Here is a 19,748-nt window from a genome sequence, read left to right as displayed (position 1 = left end):
AGCGGTGGAGTAGTTCGCGGATCCAGCGGGTGCTGACGTTAAAGAGTGCGGCGGCATCTTTATGACTCATGCCGGTCGCGAGGATGGTTTCGACGATGACTTTGTTGGAAGTGTGTTTCTTGCCCATGCTCTATTTTGGGCGGAAGTATGTCTCGCTACATCCTAAGGTGGTGCGTGTGTCCTCATTGTCCCTGTTGGGGTGGTTGTGTGAGAACAGCGGAACGATGTTGTGGCACATCAGAGCCTTGAGGGGCGGAAGGATGTCGTGAGACAGAGCGGAACGATGTCATGGAATCAGACACCGCCCCGGGCACGATGAGCAGTTGAACAAACTGCGATACCTGAGGTAACAAACTCGAGAGAGGCTTTTACCTCCGGTTTCTTTCGTTTTCCGGTTTTTAAGGGCCGAGGATTGCACGTGCGGGGATTGAGGGTGCACATCCCGTTTGAGGGGTTAAGTAGCAAAAAGTGTGTCTGCTACGGCGTGTCGTGGGTACGTATCTCCAGGCATAAAACCTCCTAGGGGCTACGTAGCTTCCATCGTTGTGAGCACAGGGTGTGCGCCTCGGGATATCGCACATACCAGTTTGTGTGGGCCTCGTCTGAGGCGTCGTAGAGGGCCGGTGTGAAGCCTTTAAGCGTTCCACCTGCCCTGCGCGCTGCAGGTAGCTAATCTAAACCGTTGCACTCCGCTGTGATGAACCTCCGCGACAATGAAGTTGACTTCACGGCTTCTAAGAGTCGGATGCTGTGGACTACCACAGACTCACATCGAAAGCGGTATTTCGTTAGCCAACCTGGTTTATTTCACCTTCAATGAAACAAACCTGGGTTTTATATATCCTGGCCTGCGCCAACTCCGAGAATCAGACACACTTTCTGCTACTTAGCCCCGGGTGGGCGTTGTCAGGCCGTCTCGAAGACCCGGTTGACGATCACCGCGTCCGGGTTCGGTTGCCCGTAGGCAAACATCGTGCCTTGCCCTTTCCGCAATGAGTGCATCGCCTCCATCCCTTTCAACGTCCGATACGCAGATGTCCGGTTCTTAAACGCGCCTTTCGGCCCGAGGATCCGCTTCAGCCGACCATGGTCGCCTTCCAGGATGTTGTTGAGGTATTTCACCTGCCGGTGTTCCACTGTTGGCGGGCAGATTCCCTCTGACTTCAAATCGGCGATTGCCCTGGCTAGGGAGTGTGCTTTATCGGTGTTGATCACTCTGAGATACCCGGCTGACGCATTGGATCTGAGGGCCTTGGCCAGGAAACGCTTCGCTGCGGCCACGTTCCGCTTCGGAGAGAGGTAAAAGTCCAGGGTCTGGCCACCGGCGGTGATCGCCCGATAGAGGTAGCACCACCTGCCGCCGACCCGGATATAGGTCTCATCCACCCGCCAGGAACTGGCCTGCCAGTCAGGTACCTGCCGGTACCACCGTGTCTGCTTGTCCAGCTCAGGGGCGTATTTCTGGACCCAGCGGTAGATCGTGGTGTGATCGACCGGCACGCCCCGCTCGGTCATCATCTCCTCGAGGTCGCGATAGCTCACCCCGTAGCGGCAGTACCACCGCACTGCCCACAGAATGATTTCACGGGGGAAGTGACGACGGGAGAAGATACCCATGGCTGTGATTATTTCACGTCGATATTCCTACTGCCCCAACTTTGCAACAGCACCGGAACGGGATTACCGCATCGCAACGTCAATACACCACTACAGCACTCCGTCAACTTCACGAATCAAACATACGCGCTAGAGCGGTGTCCAATAGAATCAAGGCTTCCCTACCAGTAAGGAGCGTTAATGCACCCCAGTATCAAATCCAGCGTCGACGACATTATGAAGGCACAGTGGGACATCAAAGATGGTCGAACGGTTCCAAAGACGGAAGACATCGTAATGAAGAACGGCGGTCGCCTTCTTAACGCTACATACGTTTATGCCGACCTCGGTGATTCGAGCAAAATCGCCCAAACCCTCAAAAAGGAAGCAGCTGCCAAGATTATTCGCGCTTATGTACATAGCGCAACACGCATTCTGCGTAACTTCGGTGGCGAAATCCGGAGCTTTGATGGCGACCGGGTCATGGCAATTTTTGTTGGTGAAAGTATGCTCTGGAACGCAGTGCGATCAGCGTTCGCAATCAACTGGGCCGTCTCTGAGGTTATCCGGCCAGCCATCAGAGAAAATTGGTCTGATGGGGAAAACTTTTACAACATCTCTCACCGCGTGGGCGTCGATACCGGGGAATCCCTAATCGTTCGGGGCGGTGCCCGCAATAATAATGATCTCATTTCTGTCGGAGCAGCACCTAATGTCGCAGCCAAGCTGAGCGATCTAAAAAAAGGCTATAGCACCTATATTACTGACCGAGTTTTCGAGGAGCTCAGCGATGAGTTGCTCTACTATGAGTCCGACGGCCTTCAAAAATCCTCCTGGAGAAAACTCCCTCCGCCATTGTCCGTAGGTGGAAAAGCCGTCACTGTTTACGGGTCAAACGTGTATTGGGGACTCTGATGAATAAGTCTGACCCCATTGACACTGCGTGGAAAATACACGCGGCCATTACCGACTGGACAGGCAAGGTCGACAATAAAGCTTCATTCGCCTTAGCGATCGAATCAGCACTTTTAACCGCTGTCATAACGCTATCTGGCCAGGATCGTGCGCTAGCTGGCCTGAGCGGATGGGGGTTAGCCTGGTATATCTTAGGGGTACTTTTACTAGCCGTAAGTGCTTTCTGCGCGATATGCGTTGTGCGGCCACGCTTGCGTGGCCAGCACCTTTCTGATGAAGCACCCGCCAATTTCATTTACTTCGGCCACCTCAGACAGTTAACGTCTGATGAAGTGGAAAAGCATCTGAACGACACTAATCTCCTTCCGGTCTTAGCGAAGCAACTTGTCGAAATGAGCAAAATTGCGTGGACTAAGCATCGCTGGGTTCAGTGGTCATTAACTCTCGCGCCCGTAGGAGTGGTGTTTTTAGCGATCAGTGCAACGTATGGCTAAATTGAAAGTTTTGAAGAGATGTTCCGCGACAAGGTGCGTACCTTGCGCGTTCAACAGGACTTCCATAGCAAGTGGAAGATTATCGAATTGAGCGATGCTCTTCCGGGATCGGAATAGAGGCCTTCCAGACCGGTTCACTTGCTTCCTCCTTGGCATTCAAGGAAATTAGGGAAGTGGACTAAGTTTTAGATGTGGATCTCATAGCTACTATTTTCACCACCATCGGCGGAGCCTCTGGACTCATTGCCCTGGTGGTTTCTATTTTTGCCAAAATCGACTCAAAGAAAAGTAATGAAATTGCTCAGCGATCCGAAAAACGGTCCACCGAGGCCAACACCTTGGCGGTCGACTCGAACCGCATCGCGATAGATGCCCGCGATCTAGCCGAAGAAGCTAATACGATCAGCCTCCGTACCGAGCAGCGAGACACGGAGAGCAATCTAGTTTCGTGGAGTTATAGCTGGCCAGAGCCCGGTACCTGCCAGGTGACCAATACTGGTCGGGACGAAGCCCTCCACGTCGTGACCTCAGTAGCAGTGGACGGGGAACATATGACCGGCCGGTGGGACTCGGTACCAGCTGGAGAAAGTGTATTCCTCACTCTCCCGGAGCTTCGCAATGAGCTCGCCCGCAGGCGAGCGGAATTTCGGGCTGAAGAGCATCGATACGCAGATGCAAGCAGGGGACCCTACGGTTTTGCAGGAGTCCCGCCAATGGAATTCCCGCTCCATGCCGACGTGATCGTCAGCATCCTGTGGAAAACCCCACTCGACAAGCAGCAGGAGAGTGTACTCAAGGCTCCCGGAACCAAGCTCTACTTCTAAGTAAGGACATGTTTAACCCGGAGTGAATTAGCGCCCGCCATGACTTAAAGTCTGGGGAGCTTTAGGGTACACATCAGTGACAAAAGCGGTGTACACGAACCCTTTCCTGAACGTCGTGCGCTACGGGGACAGCACCCGCTAAGAACCCCCACCCCCTTACCGTGCATTCGTTCGAACCCTTCGCCTGTCATGTCGTATGGCTCAGGCAGAATTGGAAGGATGGACGGTTAGGGTTAACTGATCCTGCTGGGCATGGCCCACTCGGGTCATTGTCCACGATTAACTGATAATGAAAGAGAAACACACCATGGCATCATCAGACTCGCTCTACCAGGCGGTATGGCAGACTGCGGACACCTACCTGAGGGGAGTCGTCCCTCGTCAGGCCTACGGCGACTACATCCTCCCTTTCACAGTCCTGCGCAGGCTGGAGTGTCTCCTCGAGCCCACGAAGGACGCGGTGCTGCAGACTATCAAGCACACCAAGTTTCCCGAATCCATGTGGGGACCGTTGATTCAGTCCGACCATGGACTGTCGTTCTACAACACCTCGGAACTGTCTCTGGGGGTCATCGGCGGCAGCGACGACCATGTTAAAAAAGGCATGCTCACCTACCTTGATGCCTTCTCCGACAACGTGCGTGAAGTGTGGACCGCCTTCAAATTCCCCGAACTGTTGACCAAGCTCGAGGAAAATAACGTCCTATGGGGCGTGGTCAAGCACTTCGCTGGCATCGATCTCTCGGATGAAGCCCTCGGCGAGAACGCTATGGGCAACCTTTTCGAAAACCTCATGTACCGATCCTTCAGCGAAAATGGGCAGGTCGCTGGTGAGTTCTACACTCCGCGTGATGCCATCCGCATGATGGTCGATGTCCTACTGGCCAGCGATGACGACGGACTCTACGGCCAAGCCCCGGCCCGTACCGTCTACGACCCGGCAGCCGGAACTGGTGGCATGCTGCTGGTCGCCAAGCGAGCCATGGAAGAACTCAACCCGAATATCGAGGTCTCTGTGCACGGCCAGGAAATGATGGCCGAGTCCCTGGCACTGGGCAAATCAGACCTCATTGTCTCCGGGCTCTCCCCGGATGCCATCCGCGACGGCGATACCCTGGCCAATGACCGCTACGAAGGCGAACTCTACGACTATGTGCTCTCCAACCCGCCGTACGGGACTGACTGGAAGCGCTCCAAGGACGCGGTAGAGCGTGAAGCCAAGATCGAAGGCTCACGCTTTAGCCACGGTCTGCCTCCAGTATCTGATGGGCAGATGCTGTTTCTTAGCCATGTCGTTCATAAGCTCAAAGACAAAGAACACAACACCACCAAGGGCGGGCGAGCCGGTGTGGTTACTAACGGCTCTCCGCTGTTTACCGGTAGTCCGGAGTCTGGTCCAGATAAGATCCGCAATTGGCTGATCAACGGCAATCTCATCGACGCTATCATCGCGCTGCCTACGGATATGTTCTACAACACCGGTATTGCCACCTACGTGTGGATCCTCGACAAAAACAAAGAACCCAAGCGCGACGGTAAGATCCAACTGATCGACGCCACGAACGTGTGGTCACCCATGCGCAAGGGTATGGGCAACAAGCGCCGCGAGTTCTCCGATGAGGACCGCGAATTCATCCTCGGTCTCTACAACGACTTCGAGGACGCTGACCCGGAGTACTCCAAGGTCGTTACCCCCGATGAGCTGGGTTTCACCGACGTACCGATGTACCGGGTCATGCGCTACTCCAACCTCATCAACGATGAGAACGTAGCTGCCGCAATGGAACACAAGCAAGCACTCGCCGGCCATGAAGCAATCATCCGCTCCTGCGAGGGGGTGGCCTGGAACGACCTGCCGACACACCTACGCAAGGAAGCCAAATCCGCAGGCCTAAAAATGGGCGTCGGGCTACTCGGACACATCATGAACGCCGTTGCCGTGGAAGACTCAGAAGCCCCAGAGGCGGTCGATCACAAGGGCAACAAGGTCATCGACAAGGCCTCCAAGATCACCGAGCGCATCCCTCTAATCGAGGATATTGACGAGCACATGGCCCGCGAGGTGCTGCCCTTCGCTCCGGACCTGGTGTGGGACATGACAGAGGCGAAGGTGGGTTATGAAATACCGATGACGCGGCTATTCTACAAGCCCGAGGAGATGCCCACGCTGGAAGAACTGGATGCGGAGATCGAGACCGTGCTCGAATCTATCCGCGCACGCTTCCAGGAGGTGAAATTATGAGACTCGAATGGATTGATGGTATTCCCGAAGACTGGCAAGTAGCTGAAGCCCAGTTTGTCTTGGACTACCAGAAGCGGGAAGTTCAAGAGAACGATGAAATTGTGACGGCTTTTCGTGATGGGCAAGTCACACTCAGGAGTAACCGCAGGACCGACGGTTTTACCATGGCGGACAAAGAGGTCGGCTACCAGCACATTTGTGAGGGCGATCTTGTTGTCCACTCGATGGACGGTGGATTTGGGGCGATCGGCGTGTCAGATTCGTGTGGTAAGGCGTCCCCCGTAGTTCACGCGTATACAAGCAATTCTTGTGATCTGCGCTTTATTAGTTATCAGTTACGGTCGGCTGTCAATGCTGGATGGATAGCTGCGTTGGCAAAGGGGATCAGAGTGCGATCAACTCAGTTTGATCGTCCTGCTCTCGCTGGTTTGAAGATTGCCTACCCGTCTCAGGCGACCCAGCGGCGTATTGCTGACTATTTGGATCGGGAGACCGCCGAGATCGACGCTGCCGTCGCTGACCTAGACAAGTATGTGGAGCTGCTGGAGAAACGCAGAACCTTACGACTTATCGAAGAAACCCGTATTCGAAGCTCGGCACGCATGACAACGATTGGCCGCCATGCACAAGTGAGTCTCGGAAAAACACTCCAACCTGAGCAGAAGAGCCATGACGAACAGTTGGTTAACTATGTGAGGGCAGGCAACATCCAACCCAACGGCGTCTTTGACGGGGAAGCGAAACAAATGTGGATGACTCCTGACGAGCAATCCGCATATTCCCTTCTCCCTGGTGATGTTCTAGTGGTAGAAGGCGGTGCTGGTTTCGGACGAAGCCTTACCTTAAACCTTGGATTGCAGGGCTGGGGGTTCCAAAACCATGTGATCAGAATCCGGCCTCAATCTGGATGGATAGGAAAGTTTATTGATTACTCGATTCGAGCGCATAAAACAGACGGTTTGATAGCTCTTCTTGCTGTGGGGGCCACGATCCCCGGCTTCTCGGCTGATAAAGCCCGTAACCTCCCTATCGCATTTCTTACTGAACGCGAGCAATCATTAGTCGTCCAGACACTCGATAAAGATATGGATGAGCTCGACTCTCTCATTGCTGATTCCACTAGGCTGCGTGATCTTCTTCTGAAGCGTCGTTCTGTGCTGATCACTGAGGTTGTTACTGGTAGAAAGCAGGTTTAATCGTGGGTATTCAGTCAACGATGGAGAAGGCGTTTGAGGACGCCATCGTTAATCATTTGAGTCAGTCTGGCTGGTTGACCGATACTGGTAGCAGTGCTGGCTGGGACAAGGCCAGAGCCCTGTTTGTCCCAGATGTGCTGCATTGGCTGGAGACCCAGTACCCGGAGGAATTCGTCAAGGCAGTACCGGAGGGGCTGACCGGGGTGCAGCGAGATGTCTACGTCGCCAAACTCCTGGACCGCCTAGTCGAGATGCTTGACAAGGCACCTATTCTCAACAGCCGGACGAAGAAAGTCCAGCATGGTCTGCTCGGCACCCTACGGAATGGTTTTTCTCATGCCCAGCGAGGGCAGATGAAGGCCACCTTCGGATCTATGGTGGCCTTCTACCCGGAGAACCCGCTCTACACCAGCGCCATCGAAGACGCAGCCAATAACCGACTGCGCGTGCTGCGCCAGGTCCCCTTCGACACCACAGGCACTGACACCCTGGATCTGGTGCTCACCGTCAACGGCATCCCCGTGGTGACCATGGAGTTGAAGACCGACAATACCCAGGCGGTGCGCGACGCCGTCAAGCAATACAAGGTCGATCGTGTCCCGAATAAGAACCGCCCGTTGCTCAAACCCGGCCGGGCTCTGGTGCACTTTGCGGTGTCCAACCAGGAAGTGCAGATGACCACCGCGTTGGAGGGGTTGAAGACGTTCTTTCTGCCGTTCAATAAAGGCAATGACGGCCATGCTGGCAACCCGTCGAATCCACATGGTTCTGATACCTCGTATCTGTGGGAGGAAGTTTTCGAGCCGGAGCTGTTCCTGCGGATTCTGCGTGATTACGCGCTGTGGGAGCCGGCGTCGAAGGGCAACTCCGGGCGTTTGATCTTTCCCCGTTATCACCAGCTGCGTGCTACGGAGAAGGTCATTGACGACATCTCCGGACAGGGCCCGGGCGGGCGCTACCTCATCCAGCATTCGGCGGGATCGGGCAAGACAAAGACGATCGCGTGGATGGCTCACCGAGCAGGCCGCCTTATCAACGACTCTGGCCAGCCAGTCTTCGACTCGGTCATTGTGGTTACCGACCGCACTGTCCTCGATGACAACATTAGGGAAGGCCTTGACCTGCTGCGTGCTTCCGAGGGGCTGGTGGTCAATGTCGACAACAAGCTCGGTTCGAAGTCGAAGACTTTGGAAGCTGCTCTTGACCAGGGCGGGCACATCATTTCGTGCACGATCCAGACTTTCCCGGCTCTGGCGAAGATGATGGAGAAGTCCCCGGCCCTGGCTGGGCGCAGCTATTGCGTCATCATTGATGAGGCCCATTCCTCTCAGCACGGTGAAGCGGCTGCGCAATTGCGTAAGATCCTCGTTGACGTCGAGATTCCCGACGATGAGGACGTCTCTGCTGATGACGTGCTTCTGGCCGTGGACAAGGCAGTGGCCAACTCCCCGAACTTGAGCTTCATCGCTCTAACGGCGACGCCGAAGGACAAGACGCTGGGTGCCTACGGTGTCAAGGACCTGCACAACCCGGATCGGCTGGTGGCTTTTGACACCTATCAGATGAGTCAGGCTATCGAGGAGGGGTTTATCCTCGACGTGCTGGCTAATTACACCACCTACGCCATGTTCGCCCGTATCCGTGATGAGCTCGGCCGTGAGGATACCGTTAACTTTGGGGAGGCGGTCTCTGACATGGTGCGGTTTGTGCGCATGCATCCGACGTCGATTGCGCAGAAGGTTGAGGTCACTGTCGAGCACTTCCGCCGCAATGTCATGCACTACCTGGGCGGCACTGCCAAGGCCATGGTGGTTGCTCCGGACCGGCTGTCGGCGGTGACGTGGTCGCACAAGATGAACGAGTACATCGCCAAGCGCGGCTACGACGACATGACTACGCTGGTGGCTTTCTCCGGCTCGCTGACTTACGGCGATGGCCCCGACGCCGTCGAGGTCAGCGAGGCATCGATGAACGGGGTGAAGGACACGGCCCTGCACTTTCGGGAAAATGATGATGCCAAGGTGCTTATTGTGGCGAATAAGTTCCAGACCGGTTTCGACGAGCCACGCCTGTGCGCGATGTACATCGACCGGTCCCTCGGCGGGGTGCAGGCGGTGCAGACCTTGTCGCGTCTGAACAGGGTCTTTCCCGAGAAGCCGAATCCGATGGTGGTGGATTTCGTCAACGAGCCGGGCGCTATCCTGGAAGCGTTTAAGCCCTACTACCAAGACGCCTACATTGCCGACGATATCCCTGCCAATGCTTTGGCTGACCTCGGGGATCTTCTCGATGCGGCCGCGTTCTACACGCCAGAAGAACTCGACGCGCTGGCGGATGCTTACATCGCGCGCGCGGATGGGGAGATGCTGCAGGGGCTGGTCTCTCCGATAAGGGCCCGATGGAACAGCCATATGCGCGACGCTCGGCTTCGCTCGGACAAGGCGGCCTATGAAGAGGGCAAGGTGTTTCGGGCCAACCTCATTAAGTACGCCCATGCGTGGGAGTTCCTTAGCCAGATCATTGACTACCAGGACGCGCTGCTGCATAAGCGCGCCATCGTCGCCGGGGTGCTGGCCAAGAACCTCAACATGGAGCGCCAGGACGATGATGACGACTACACCGTCGGCATCGAACTTGTCGGCGTGGCTGTGGAGCCGGTGGACCAAGAGCAGGATCTGCAGCTGGCTGCACAGGACATCGACGGCAAGCTGGAGCTGCCCGGGTTCGACGGGTGCCCGGTCGGGGACAACTCCCCGGTGCAGGCGGCGTTTGCCGAGGCGATTGACCAGGTCAACCAGATTCTGGCGGCCGTGGGAATCGACGCTTCCGATGAGGCGACGAAGTCGGCGATCCGGGCCAGTTACGGCATCCTCGTCGAGGACAAAACGGTGCAGGCTCTGGCTCGGGAGAATGACGCCTCCCAGGTGGCCGGAACGAACGCCTTCAAGACGAAGGGGTTCGGGGCGATCATCACTGCTGCCCGCCAGTCTAACGAGGTCTATGAGGCGGTCACGGCGGATCCGGACAACCTGGACAAGTTCCTCGATGCGCTGGCACGCATGATCGTCGCTGCGAGAGAAGACGAGACTGAGGAAGAAGGGTAGCTGGGGCTTCGAAGAAAAGCTCCAGCGATATCTGCGGGCTAACCCCGGGGTAGTGCTCCAACGTGTGGGCGATCTCGCAAGGTCTCTAGGCTTTGTGCAGATTAGGCGCTTGCCACCCCAACGTGTAAAAGTCGGGACGAATGCTTGAGATGCGTTCTGCCGGGTTTTGTACTGTTGGGTGCCGCGCGCATAGAGCTGGGCGGGAAAACGGTGCTGGTGAAGCGTCCTGGGTTTAGTTCCGCTTCTTTTACTACCCCGTATTGACGGGTTGGGTGAGATGGTATTCGATTTCTACTTCCTGCGGGGTGGCGTAGTCCAATGCTTCGTGAAGGCGCTTGGGGTTCCACCAATGTACCCACCGCAAGGTCTGTGTCTGCCCCCTTCACCTGCACTGGTAGCACGGGTGGCGCGGTTTCAGTACGACGCGCATCCTTCTTCTTCTCGGGTATAGTGAATTTGCTTCGCGGATTGAGGTGGCCAGTGGTCTAGGGTTCGAAGCCTTAGGCACTCTCAGGTTGTCAGCGGTCTGCCTGATTGCTCTCTGGATTTTTGAAAGTGGAGGTCGTTTCCTTTGGAGGCAGTTCCTTGTCCACATGTTGAAAAGAAAGGAGAACAAGATGAAGGCTAATAATCGCTGCCGCATTCTTGTGGCAATTGACAATGTAGGTGCTGGAGTAATCGGTAGCTCACTGGCAAACCTGAATCTGTGAGGTGAAAGCCCCGCACCCCACCATCAAGTTCCAATTGGCGCTGGACGGTGGGGTGCGGGGTTGTTTTTATGTGAACACCACCCCTAACACGGTCAGTACCGCCAACCAGAACAGAGCGTTGATCAGTTTCGCGCTGGCCCTTTCCTCCATATAGGAGATGAAAGGGTTGTTGGAAATGAGAATTTTCCGTGCTATCTGCAGAAGCGCTACGACGGGGATGAGCCAGAGCACTTTCCAAACCAAGGCGATGAATGCTACAGAAAGGGTCATCTTGACGGATCCTTTCTACTTTGACCCCCGTTAGGGGGTGATTGAAGTGATTAGCGGGAATAAAACTCTTAATTAATTTGTTTCCCGCAGTAACAGGCGTTTAACTTTCAGCCTGCTAGAGGTCTTCTTGACCTCATTTTTCTATCTAGGCGGGAAACAAATTAATCCGGGAGAAAACCTGTTCGGTTTTTATCTTCGGCCTAGGTCCGCGGCCGGAAGGATGTGTACTTTTACGCCGTGGAAGGCATGAAAAATTCCCCTCGTGTCTATGCCGAGCGAAGATGGTCCGTACCGCTAGTGGTGGGTGGACAAAAGGGGGTTAGCTAGCCAAGCGGCTTCGTCGGTGACTCCCGCTATTCATACTGTCAATAAGTGCAGTCGCCATTGTCAGCATTTTGATTTCGATTCTCTAACAAAGAGATCCCCTGATTCTTCCATTAGGGATTATGCGGAAAAGCAGGCGTGTTCCGATAGAGCACACCGACGTGCACATATTGACGGCATTTTCCGGCAAGCTCACCGACGAAAACGGTCAGGAGCACACCGAGGCCAACATCAACCCACCCGAGGTGCGGGATGTGGAAACGTCGTTTAAAGACGCACACGGCCCGTACCGTGTGCTGATTGTCGCAGACACGTTCCAGACCGGCTTCGACGAGCAGTTGAGGGAGTTGTTTACCGGCGATATGGTGTCTATCGACAAGCTGCGCAAAGTGATGTCAACACTGCTTTCCCGCGCGGCCAACGACAACGCCCAGTAGCCCGCCCAAGCCCTTCCCGGCCGTTTACCCGTAGCACCGGCAGGGCAGGGGCGCAGTAACACCAGGATGACGCATGAGCATTTACGACGACAGTGCCGCGGATGACGTGCCGGTGTGGGAGCCGCAGTCGCAGCCGATGACCCTCTCGGAGATTGCCGCCGAGGTGGGGCTGAGTCGAGACGACATGCATCAGTGGATGTGCGTGTATTCTGACTTTCCGAAGCCTTTGGGCTCGTTAGGGCATGATAAAATCTTTGACCGAGCCGAAGTGTCCGCCTGGCTCCACAAAAATCGCCTCCACCAGTACAAATGTGCGAACCATAACGATTTGCAGACCGTGCGGGATATGGCGGAGGTCATCGGAATGGCACCGCACCGATGATTGGTTTCGATGACACCATCGGCCGCAGGCTACGCGTCTACAGTGCCAGGGAGGTATCCCGATGGATTGAGCAGCGATTCCCCGGCCGTTACAACACTCAACAGTTGTTCTACGAAACTACAGCCAAGTGACCTCACTAAGCCCCAGGCGGGTTCCTGCGACGACATTCACTGTCGGGTGTATGGCGATGCGTCGAAGCCGAATTGTGGGAACACCACCCCAGTCGAGAAATAATGGAAATCAGGGCACATGCCTAGGAACAAATCCCGAGGCACTTCAGCCACAGTGCTTTAAGAACGCCACTTATCAGCTGGACGATCTAGGAGTCGCGTGGCTTTTAGTCTTTTCACTCGGTCTGGGTTGACAGCGAGAAAATTTCCGGCCATCTTGAGATTTGGGCTGTATCCCTTGAATGAAAGCTTGCTCGAGGACTCCAACTCTGGCCAGATTCCGGCGGATTGAACGATAAGTTCGGGGTTCGCGCGTCGTTTACTCCAGAGCTCATTGGCATAGCGGAGAACTGAACGACAATACTGTGCGGTAGATTCAGTCAATCCGCTCAGGATCGTGTGAGCTGGTTGCATAAGGAGGAGGTCTTGGATTCCTTTTCGGGCAGTTCGGTACATCGATTCGCTTTCTGCCCATCCCGGTTGTAGATAAAAGGGTTGAATGACTGATTCACCCGGATTTTGATGGGGACCTTTCGTATGAGCGGTCCAGCTGACGAATGGGGCACGGTGAACGATGGTGTTGCGATATTGCCGAAGCCAGGGGAGCCAATCTTCTGGACCATGCCTTTGCCAGTCTAGGAATAGTCCTAAGAGGTTGTTTTGTTCTTGTCTCCCGGCAGTTCCGACGTCGGCAAAAATTCCTGGGCGAAGTGTGTTGCCGGATTTCCCGTTTTTGTGAGCTTTGGCTGCGATATCTAAGATTCTGCCGCAGTCGGTGTGGAGGAGTTTTTCTTTGAACCCGCCAACTGCGACTGTGACTGCTGCGAGCCGGTCTAGTGCTTGTGCGAGTGTGACGAGTGAATGGTCTTTAAATACGTGGAGCAGCTCGTTGTTTGGTGAATGAAAGACGGTGCTCAACTCTGGCGGAATTGGATCCTTCGCGCTACGGCCAGAGTTCTGGACATGGGCAATTTTCATATTCTGAGAGAGTTCGAGTTCTCTGAATTTTTCATTGCACAATGCGCTGGTGGATAGTGCGGTTTCGACACCGCTGATTGATGATAGGAGATACTCGCCGATTAGCGCGGAGTGCTTCCAATTGATTTGATCGGTCATCCATCCGATACCTGCCTTGTCCTCGTCGAGGTCGTTGAAAACGCTGTTGTACAACACTTGAGAGGCCCTTTTGGCGGCTTCGATGTGTGGGTTGGTCATGTTTCTATCAAACATCATTAGTTGAATACGCGTAGCAGAAACGATGTCCTGCATAGACCTTAAAGTAGGACTGAGATGCTCGAATGGAGATTTGCTGATGGTGGGCAGGAATTGATTTTTTAGACGTTTTCTTGTGAAGAACAACTCTGTTTTATTTGTTGCGTAATACCGGTTTGAACCGGTGATCTGTCTCTAGTGCAGAGTGATTCCTGCACGCATTTACGCCCCTTCGGGGCTCACCACATCTGTAAATGAAGATAATCAGCACGCTTTGGCGTGGTTTTTGTTATTGGATTTTGGATTGGTGAAGGAGAACGAACGATGGAAATTCCTGCGGCGCACTTTGGGTGTAAGGCAGTGCGTACTGTTGCTAACGATGCAATGGTTCGGGTTGAGCTTTGTCTCCCCGCCGTGATTGTCCAAAAGCTCGCTCAGCAATCTTCTGAAGTAGGTTGTTCGATGTCTGAGGTCATGAAAAAGTGGTTGGCCGAATCTGGACATTATTTCGACGAGAGGGGCGAAGTTGGGGGTGCAGGGGGTGCATCTGTGACCTAAGACCTTTGTCGGACAGATCCGAAAACAAAAATCAGGGCACAATCTTGCCAGATTGGGCCCTGCGGTCACGAAAACTTTTGTCGAAATTTTCGTGAGTATATCCATTCAACACGTTCTACCTGTGTGAAGGAGATGGCTCAATCTTGTCATGCCTAAATGCGTTTTGCAATCGCGAATTTTCCAGTGCTCCCGTCGTCGAATCGGGGTGTGATCATGGGGCGTTTTAAGGCCCTAGCAGCACCAAGTTCCGAACCAACCAAGAGCGGTCGAACTGGTGGTACGGCGACGTTGATGGTGGTGGCCGGGGATATAGCGCCTGAGCGTGTGCGACGCTTGACCCGCCGGACCATCCCTGATGCAGATCGGTATGCCCGACTCCGGGAGGTGGGGATCCGGCGTCCTGTAGGCCCGTTGCGTTCGCAGGCAATCGAGAAGGCCGCGCTGGTCCAGGCCCATACGTGCGAGCTTGATGAGGTCGCCGATGCGAAAGCATGCCGCGTGATAGCGCGGTATCTCTACGACGAGGGGCTGGTATATGGTGTGATCGATGAGGAACGATCCTTGGTCAGGGAGGCTGTCGACAAATGGCTCTTTAGAGATGACGTTTTCAATCGTCGAGCACAGCGCACCTATCGCACTATACTGTACGCCGCAGGTAGGGCACTGTATCCGCACCAATTTCCAGAGCCGCACCGCTCATGCGGTCCGCGTCGGAAGGCAGTTGCGCCAGCTTCCGAGCCACTGGCAGATGAGTTGTACGCCATCGTGCCCTCGCTGAACGGCTCTTTGCGCCAGCAGTTGCTCGTGATTTTGGATCTCACCACCGGAGCTGGTTTGTCGGCAGGAGAAATCCGACGTCTCCGCGGAACCGATATCACTGCGCTAGAACTTCAGGAAAGAACGGTGGTTGTTATTGCGGTACGCAGAAAGGGCGTGGTTAGTCGGGTGGTGCCGGTCGTGTGCCCTATTCGTGGGCACCGTCTGCTCACCCGCGCCCGCGAGACCGGCAGTCGGTTCGTCTTTCCCTGTGTGGGACAGACCATGCCACGCAACGCAATTTGTCATGTTGCAGATAGGTTGGGTGAGCAGGGTTTTCCGCGTTTTAATGCGGCGGCTTTGCCAAATCGTTGGGTGGTCGATTTGGCCACAGATCCGGCTATACCTGCAGCAATGCTGCTTAAGCTCGCTGGCATCGCGGATTTACGGATTCTGCACGACTTGGATGAATCGCTGCCGAACTATTCGACGGCGGATATCGCGCATGCGCTGCTGCGGACCAAGGAGGCTGCAGAGGTATGACGATCGCACTACAGGAACAAAGGTTGAGCTTTTCGCGCACCTACCTGGAGGAATGCGCACAAGTGATCGACAAATCTGGAGCACATACGTTCATCGAGTTTTATCGACGGCAGGCAAAAGGAATCGGTAGGCGCAAGGCAACTGGCCCACGCTACTCTATCTTTGCCGTCTTAACGATAGGACTAGCGCTGATTGGTGCTCAGCGTGCGCCGTTCATGGCAGAGATCTGGCGTACCCTCTGGGATCTGGATGCCGACACTCAGCAGCGACTGGGTCTTGACTTGCACGGATATAGTGGGGAAGGGACCTATCGCGCATTCGTCATGTGGCTGACCAGATATCTGGAACCGCTGGATTCTTTACCGGATATCCGTGCCCGCCGAGACAAAAACGGAGCTCATCGTCAAACGATGGCTGCGCGGACCGAGGAGCAGCAGGCCTCAGTGGTCGCCAGCGAGCGCCTCCACCATGTTGTTAATGCCATCGTAGCTGGGTCTATCGATGACCCGTCCCCCTCGGGATACAAGGGCGACGTGGTTGCGGATGAGTCGATCATTGATTTGGCTGGTCAATCCCAAGGGCTGGGCAGCCGCGACGATAAGTGACGCGGTGCAGCTTACTCCGGCGCCTTCTACATCCGCGATCGCGAGGATCACTCCCTGCATGCCGAGGCTGGAAGTCGACGCATCACCAAAGGCGGTGTAGGCCTCGGTGTGACTGCAGTCAGTCGGGTCGGGCCACCCCAGGCGGTGTATGGCATACCGCTGGTGATCACCGCCATATCAATCGACAAACCAAGCTCCGGGTCGGTGACGAGCTTGGATCGTGCTCTTCGCTTCCACCAAGAAAATGGCTTTGACCAGCGCACGAAACGCGGTCGGATGCCTTTTCTCACCGTGGACATGGGCTACAACGTCAAACGTCGGTTTTCTGATGTTGTACTCGATGCGGGGTGCGCGCCTATTGTGCGGTATCCGATCTCGTGGCGCACCATCATGGCCTCAGATGCGCCAGGAACAACTGACATGTCCAACGGCTTAGTCCAGATCGCAGGCGATTTCTACTGCCCCATGGCCCGTCACCTGGCAGGTGACGGGAAAATCACCCGCCGTACTGTGAATCTTCTCGACGAACCGGACGGTTTCGAACAGCACGACGCACAGATGGAAGCCCTATTTCTACTGCTGATGGGCACGAATTCGCGTCCGTATCGTAAACGCGCGACACGCGGTAGACCCAGCAAACAAGAAGTGGAAGGTGATCTTCCGGTGAAAATCGATCTGGTTTGTCCCGCCGTCCAAGGCAGGGTGAAATGCCCGCTTAAGCCGGCTTCCATGGTTTCTGCCGAAGATGGAGCCCCTACTGTTGCACCGTCCTGGGATGCCACATGGTACCGGTGCTGCTCAAGCTCGAGTATTACTCATACTTACACCCCTGAGCAGTGGAAACGGACCCAGTGGGGGCTAGTGCCAGGCTCGTGGGAGCACGCCACCTACTACGAATCCGCACGTGCCATTACTGAACAACGGTTTTCCATTATGAAATCCCACTACGTCACAGGTATGGATAACCTGAGGCGCGGTGTCCGGCGAGAGCCAATGCTCTATATCACCATTGCTCTGTGGATAGCTGCAACAAATCGGGCTATTCAGGATTCATACGCTAGGCGGTGGCCGTCGGAGGATTCGATGAAAAAGCGCCTGCGCATGATTGAAGAAGATCTTGGTCGTACCCCGGTAAAGGCTCCACCTCGAACCTAAAAGGTCTGGAATTATTTAGCACGCATGTACTAACGCTCGTCCTGCTTCGGCAGGGCGAGCTTTTTCTGCCGTCAACGGGAGAGCAAAAGTGAAAAAGTTTGCTCGCAGAGGCCACTTATAGCACGGTCTATCATTGACTTATTGGCCTAGTCGAGGCGGAATTTATTCTCGGGAGATTACATAAGTGCTGCTCGGGAGCTGTACACAAGAATTACCGTGTGACCATGGGATGTGACCTGTACACGATTTCTCCCAGATTATCGGGTTGCACAATGCACGCGATGGTCTGGGTTTTTGCGTTGCGGGGTTGAACCGGGGTTATCCGACTGATCATACTTTTGGTCGAAATCTTGCAATTAGGAGTGCAAATCCTTGTCTAAGCCGTACGGGCGTGGTTAGGATAGGGCTATCTTAATAAGGTGAGACTCAGACCGCGACGGGCTGGTCGGGGTCTGATGAGAAAGGGACACACCACAATGACTACTGCAACCACTGCGCTTTTTGAACACACCGAACAGCAGCCACTGTCCAAGCAGCTGCGTGAGCACACGATGGCAGCCCATGAAGATGCAGAAACCTCCGACTTCATGGACCGCCTATTGAAAGGCAAACTTAGCCGCGAGGCAGTTGCTGAATACCATGCGCAAATGTGGTTTATTTACGACGCCCTCGAGCACGCGGTCCGCACCGTCGCCTCTAGCCCAATTGGTGCCTGCTATGCCGATCCACGCCTGGAGCGCCGTATGGCATTGGATTCCGATTTGGTCAGCATGGTGGGCCCGCACTGGGGTGAGCAGGTTCGCGTGATGCCGGCTACCGCCGCCTACGTAGAGCGCATCGAAAAGATGGATCTGCCCGGCAACGAAGTCCGCGTTCTGGCGCACCATTATGTGCGTTATTTGGGCGATGTCTCTGGTGGCCAGGTTATTTCGCGTATGCTGCAGCGCCACTATGGCATGGGGGAGCAGGAGCTCAGCTTCTATGATTTCTCTGCCGTCGGTAAGATCAAGCCTTATCGCGATGCCTACCGCGCCACCCTGGATTCTTTGCAGTTGACGGACCAACAGCGTACAGATCTTTTGGAAGAAGCGGTCGCCGCATTCCGCTGTAACTTTGAATTGTTTGCGGCGCTGTCGCGTCGCTTCCCAGCAGAAAGCTAATATGCCCTGGATAAAGCCCCAAAAACGAGGTTGGATCTTAGCCCCCACCTGCACTGTTTTGTTAGCAGTGACTGGGTTGGGGGTTTCGGCATGTGCATCGTGGGATGAGCCTTCGGCGCATCAGAACTTGAAAAAAGACGTCGTTGAGCATGGTGCTGATGCCGATCCGCGCGACTTCCGGGGCGGAAATATTGTTTCTGACCTGGAAGAAGTGGTTCCTGTAACCAACTCACCCGAGCCGCAGCTTCCTGTGAGCCTGACCGATGCGGACGGTTACGATGTCGTCGTGGAGGATGTATCTCGCATTTTGGCGCTCGATTTCTACGGTACTTTCACCAAAACTGTGCGTGGTTTGGGGTTGGCAGATAATCTCGTCGGCCGGACTGTGGCTTCGCAAGAAGAATCGCTGCAGGATTTGCCGGTGGTTACCCATGGTGCGCACGCGTTGAACGCCGAGGCAATCTTGGAGTTGCGCCCGAGCGTCCTGGTGATTAATCACTCCATTGGCCCCAGTGAGGTGATTGACCAGGTGCGGGAAGCCGGGGTTACCACTGTGGTGGTAGAAGATGACCACAGTTTGGAAAAAATGGGTGCGCAGATCCGGCGGCTAGGCGAAGTCTTGGGACTTGCCGACGAAGGTGTCGCGCTCGCCCAGCGTAGTGAGGAAGAACTGGCGGATGCGAAAGCCGCTATCGCGCAGATCGCCCCGGATGATCCGTTGCGCATCGCCTTTTTATATGCCCGTGGCGCTAACGGAGTGTTTTATATTTTGGGGCGTGATTCCGGCACCGACGATTTGATCGACGGCATCGGTGGCATCGACGTGGCTACGGCGAATAATATTGGTGCACCGTCACCGGCCAGCCCAGAGGCACTCGCGGAATTAAACCCGGAGGTCTACATCATGATGTCCGGTAGCCTCGATTCTGTCGGCGACATTGAGGGACTGCTGGAACGACCCGGCGTGGCGCAAACTATCGCGGGACAAAAACAACGTGTGATTGCGCTTCCCGACGGGCAAGCGTTAGCTTTTGGCCCACAATCGGGCCAGTTGCTCTTGGAGGCTGCGCGAGCGATCTATCATAACGAATAGTT

16 protein-coding genes and 1 pseudogene are annotated in these 19,748 nt (G+C 55.1%); 13 read left to right on the top strand and 4 right to left on the bottom strand.

Features of this window, described 5'->3' with window-relative positions; genetic code table 11:
- Positions 1-127: pseudogene (locus O146_RS13270) on the bottom strand (IS481 family transposase); the annotation flags it as partial.
- Between the two features lie 779 nt (positions 128-906).
- The gene (locus tag O146_RS0110165) at positions 907-1,617 is read right to left on the bottom strand and encodes an IS6 family transposase (RefSeq protein WP_027018398.1); all 711 of its coding nucleotides are present in this window, start codon (positions 1,615-1,617) and stop codon (positions 907-909) included.
- 180 nt (positions 1,618-1,797) lie between these two features.
- Here O146_RS0110165 and O146_RS0110160 point away from each other — a divergent pair, with 180 nt between their 5' ends.
- The 6 genes from O146_RS0110160 to O146_RS0110130 all read left to right on the top strand — a co-directional run bounded on the left by O146_RS0110160 (position 1,798) and on the right by O146_RS0110130 (position 10,371).
- Complete coding sequence (locus O146_RS0110160) at positions 1,798-2,511, top strand: adenylate/guanylate cyclase domain-containing protein (protein WP_027018397.1); 714 nt, start codon at positions 1,798-1,800, stop codon at positions 2,509-2,511.
- Positions 2,511-3,005 (top strand): Pycsar system effector family protein, encoded by a 495-nt coding sequence (locus O146_RS11945; protein WP_027018396.1) that lies wholly within the window; start codon positions 2,511-2,513, stop codon positions 3,003-3,005. Before O146_RS0110160 ends, O146_RS11945 begins: the two co-directional genes overlap by 1 nt.
- 191 nt (positions 3,006-3,196) lie before the next feature.
- Positions 3,197-3,829, top strand: coding sequence for a hypothetical protein (locus O146_RS0110145; RefSeq protein ID WP_027018395.1), 633 nt, complete (start codon positions 3,197-3,199; stop codon positions 3,827-3,829).
- A gap of 307 nt (positions 3,830-4,136) precedes the next feature.
- Positions 4,137-6,071, top strand: a complete 1,935-nt coding sequence (locus O146_RS0110140) for a type I restriction-modification system subunit M (RefSeq protein ID WP_027018394.1) — start codon at positions 4,137-4,139, stop codon at positions 6,069-6,071.
- Positions 6,068-7,267: a restriction endonuclease subunit S domain-containing protein gene (locus O146_RS11940; protein ID WP_051619402.1), complete on the top strand. Its 1,200-nt coding sequence runs from the start codon at positions 6,068-6,070 to the stop codon at positions 7,265-7,267. The genes O146_RS0110140 and O146_RS11940 overlap by 4 nt, the downstream gene beginning before the upstream one ends.
- A 20-nt stretch (positions 7,268-7,287) precedes the next feature.
- Positions 7,288-10,371, top strand: a complete 3,084-nt coding sequence (locus O146_RS0110130) for a type I restriction endonuclease subunit R (RefSeq protein ID WP_027018393.1) — start codon at positions 7,288-7,290, stop codon at positions 10,369-10,371.
- 776 nt (positions 10,372-11,147) lie between these two features.
- Here O146_RS0110130 and O146_RS0110120 read toward each other — a convergent pair.
- Positions 11,148-11,351 (bottom strand): hypothetical protein, encoded by a 204-nt coding sequence (locus O146_RS0110120; RefSeq protein ID WP_027018391.1) that lies wholly within the window; start codon positions 11,349-11,351, stop codon positions 11,148-11,150.
- A gap of 446 nt (positions 11,352-11,797) precedes the next feature.
- Between O146_RS0110120 and O146_RS0110115 the strand changes: the two genes are divergently transcribed.
- The gene (locus O146_RS0110115) at positions 11,798-12,112 is read left to right on the top strand and encodes a hypothetical protein (RefSeq protein ID WP_155896272.1); all 315 of its coding nucleotides are present in this window, start codon (positions 11,798-11,800) and stop codon (positions 12,110-12,112) included.
- Between the two features lie 73 nt (positions 12,113-12,185).
- Positions 12,186-12,494, top strand: a complete 309-nt coding sequence (locus O146_RS0110110) for a helix-turn-helix transcriptional regulator (protein WP_027018389.1) — start codon at positions 12,186-12,188, stop codon at positions 12,492-12,494.
- A gap of 290 nt (positions 12,495-12,784) precedes the next feature.
- Here O146_RS0110110 and O146_RS0110100 read toward each other — a convergent pair whose 3' ends face one another.
- On the bottom strand, positions 12,785-13,933 hold the full coding sequence (locus O146_RS0110100; protein ID WP_027018388.1) for a hypothetical protein: 1,149 nt from the start codon (positions 13,931-13,933) through the stop codon (positions 12,785-12,787).
- Positions 13,934-14,590: 657 nt separating this feature from the next.
- Here O146_RS0110100 and O146_RS0110090 point away from each other — a divergent pair.
- The 5 genes from O146_RS0110090 (at position 14,591) to O146_RS0110075 (ending at position 19,746) form a co-directional block, all read left to right on the top strand.
- Positions 14,591-15,733, top strand: coding sequence for a hypothetical protein (locus O146_RS0110090; RefSeq protein WP_155896271.1), 1,143 nt, complete (start codon positions 14,591-14,593; stop codon positions 15,731-15,733).
- Positions 15,730-16,338: a hypothetical protein gene (locus O146_RS13065; RefSeq protein ID WP_244266843.1), complete on the top strand. Its 609-nt coding sequence runs from the start codon at positions 15,730-15,732 to the stop codon at positions 16,336-16,338. Before O146_RS0110090 ends, O146_RS13065 begins: the two co-directional genes overlap by 4 nt.
- 108 nt (positions 16,339-16,446) lie before the next feature.
- A complete protein-coding gene (locus tag O146_RS13060) occupies positions 16,447-17,493 on the top strand; it encodes a hypothetical protein (protein WP_244266842.1) in 1,047 nt (348 codons plus the stop codon).
- Between the two features lie 476 nt (positions 17,494-17,969).
- Positions 17,970-18,653: a biliverdin-producing heme oxygenase gene (locus O146_RS0110080; protein WP_021352864.1), complete on the top strand. Its 684-nt coding sequence runs from the start codon at positions 17,970-17,972 to the stop codon at positions 18,651-18,653.
- A 1-nt stretch (position 18,654) separates the two neighbouring features.
- Positions 18,655-19,746: a heme/hemin ABC transporter substrate-binding protein gene (locus tag O146_RS0110075; protein WP_051619401.1), complete on the top strand. Its 1,092-nt coding sequence runs from the start codon at positions 18,655-18,657 to the stop codon at positions 19,744-19,746.
- Positions 19,747-19,748: the final 2 nt, after the last annotated feature.

Source organism: Corynebacterium pseudodiphtheriticum DSM 44287 (genome assembly GCF_000688415.1).
Lineage (GTDB): Bacteria > Actinomycetota > Actinomycetes > Mycobacteriales > Mycobacteriaceae > Corynebacterium > Corynebacterium pseudodiphtheriticum.
This window is presented reverse-complemented; position numbering and strand designations above follow the sequence as displayed.

Bases quoted from the DNA above. Each gene is read 5' to 3' on its own strand.
- O146_RS0110165 (WP_027018398.1), bottom strand. From the start codon at position 1,617: ATGGGTATCTTCTCCCGTCGTCACTTCCCCCGTGAAATCATTCTGTGG.
- O146_RS13065 (WP_244266843.1), top strand. From the start codon at position 15,730: ATGACGATCGCACTACAGGAACAAAGGTTGAGCTTTTCGCGCACCTAC.
- O146_RS0110100 (WP_027018388.1), bottom strand. From the start codon at position 13,933: ATGCAGGACATCGTTTCTGCTACGCGTATTCAACTAATGATGTTTGAT.
- O146_RS0110110 (WP_027018389.1), top strand. From the start codon at position 12,186: ATGAGCATTTACGACGACAGTGCCGCGGATGACGTGCCGGTGTGGGAG.
- O146_RS0110090 (WP_155896271.1), top strand. From the start codon at position 14,591: ATGCGTTTTGCAATCGCGAATTTTCCAGTGCTCCCGTCGTCGAATCGG.
- O146_RS0110080 (WP_021352864.1), top strand. From the start codon at position 17,970: ATGACTACTGCAACCACTGCGCTTTTTGAACACACCGAACAGCAGCCA.
- O146_RS0110140 (WP_027018394.1), top strand. From the start codon at position 4,137: ATGGCATCATCAGACTCGCTCTACCAGGCGGTATGGCAGACTGCGGAC.
- O146_RS0110130 (WP_027018393.1), top strand. From the start codon at position 7,288: ATGGAGAAGGCGTTTGAGGACGCCATCGTTAATCATTTGAGTCAGTCT.
- O146_RS0110160 (WP_027018397.1), top strand. From the start codon at position 1,798: ATGCACCCCAGTATCAAATCCAGCGTCGACGACATTATGAAGGCACAG.
- O146_RS11940 (WP_051619402.1), top strand. From the start codon at position 6,068: ATGAGACTCGAATGGATTGATGGTATTCCCGAAGACTGGCAAGTAGCT.
- O146_RS11945 (WP_027018396.1), top strand. From the start codon at position 2,511: ATGAATAAGTCTGACCCCATTGACACTGCGTGGAAAATACACGCGGCC.
- O146_RS0110120 (WP_027018391.1), bottom strand. From the start codon at position 11,351: ATGACCCTTTCTGTAGCATTCATCGCCTTGGTTTGGAAAGTGCTCTGG.
- O146_RS0110115 (WP_155896272.1), top strand. From the start codon at position 11,798: ATGCGGAAAAGCAGGCGTGTTCCGATAGAGCACACCGACGTGCACATA.
- O146_RS0110075 (WP_051619401.1), top strand. From the start codon at position 18,655: ATGCCCTGGATAAAGCCCCAAAAACGAGGTTGGATCTTAGCCCCCACC.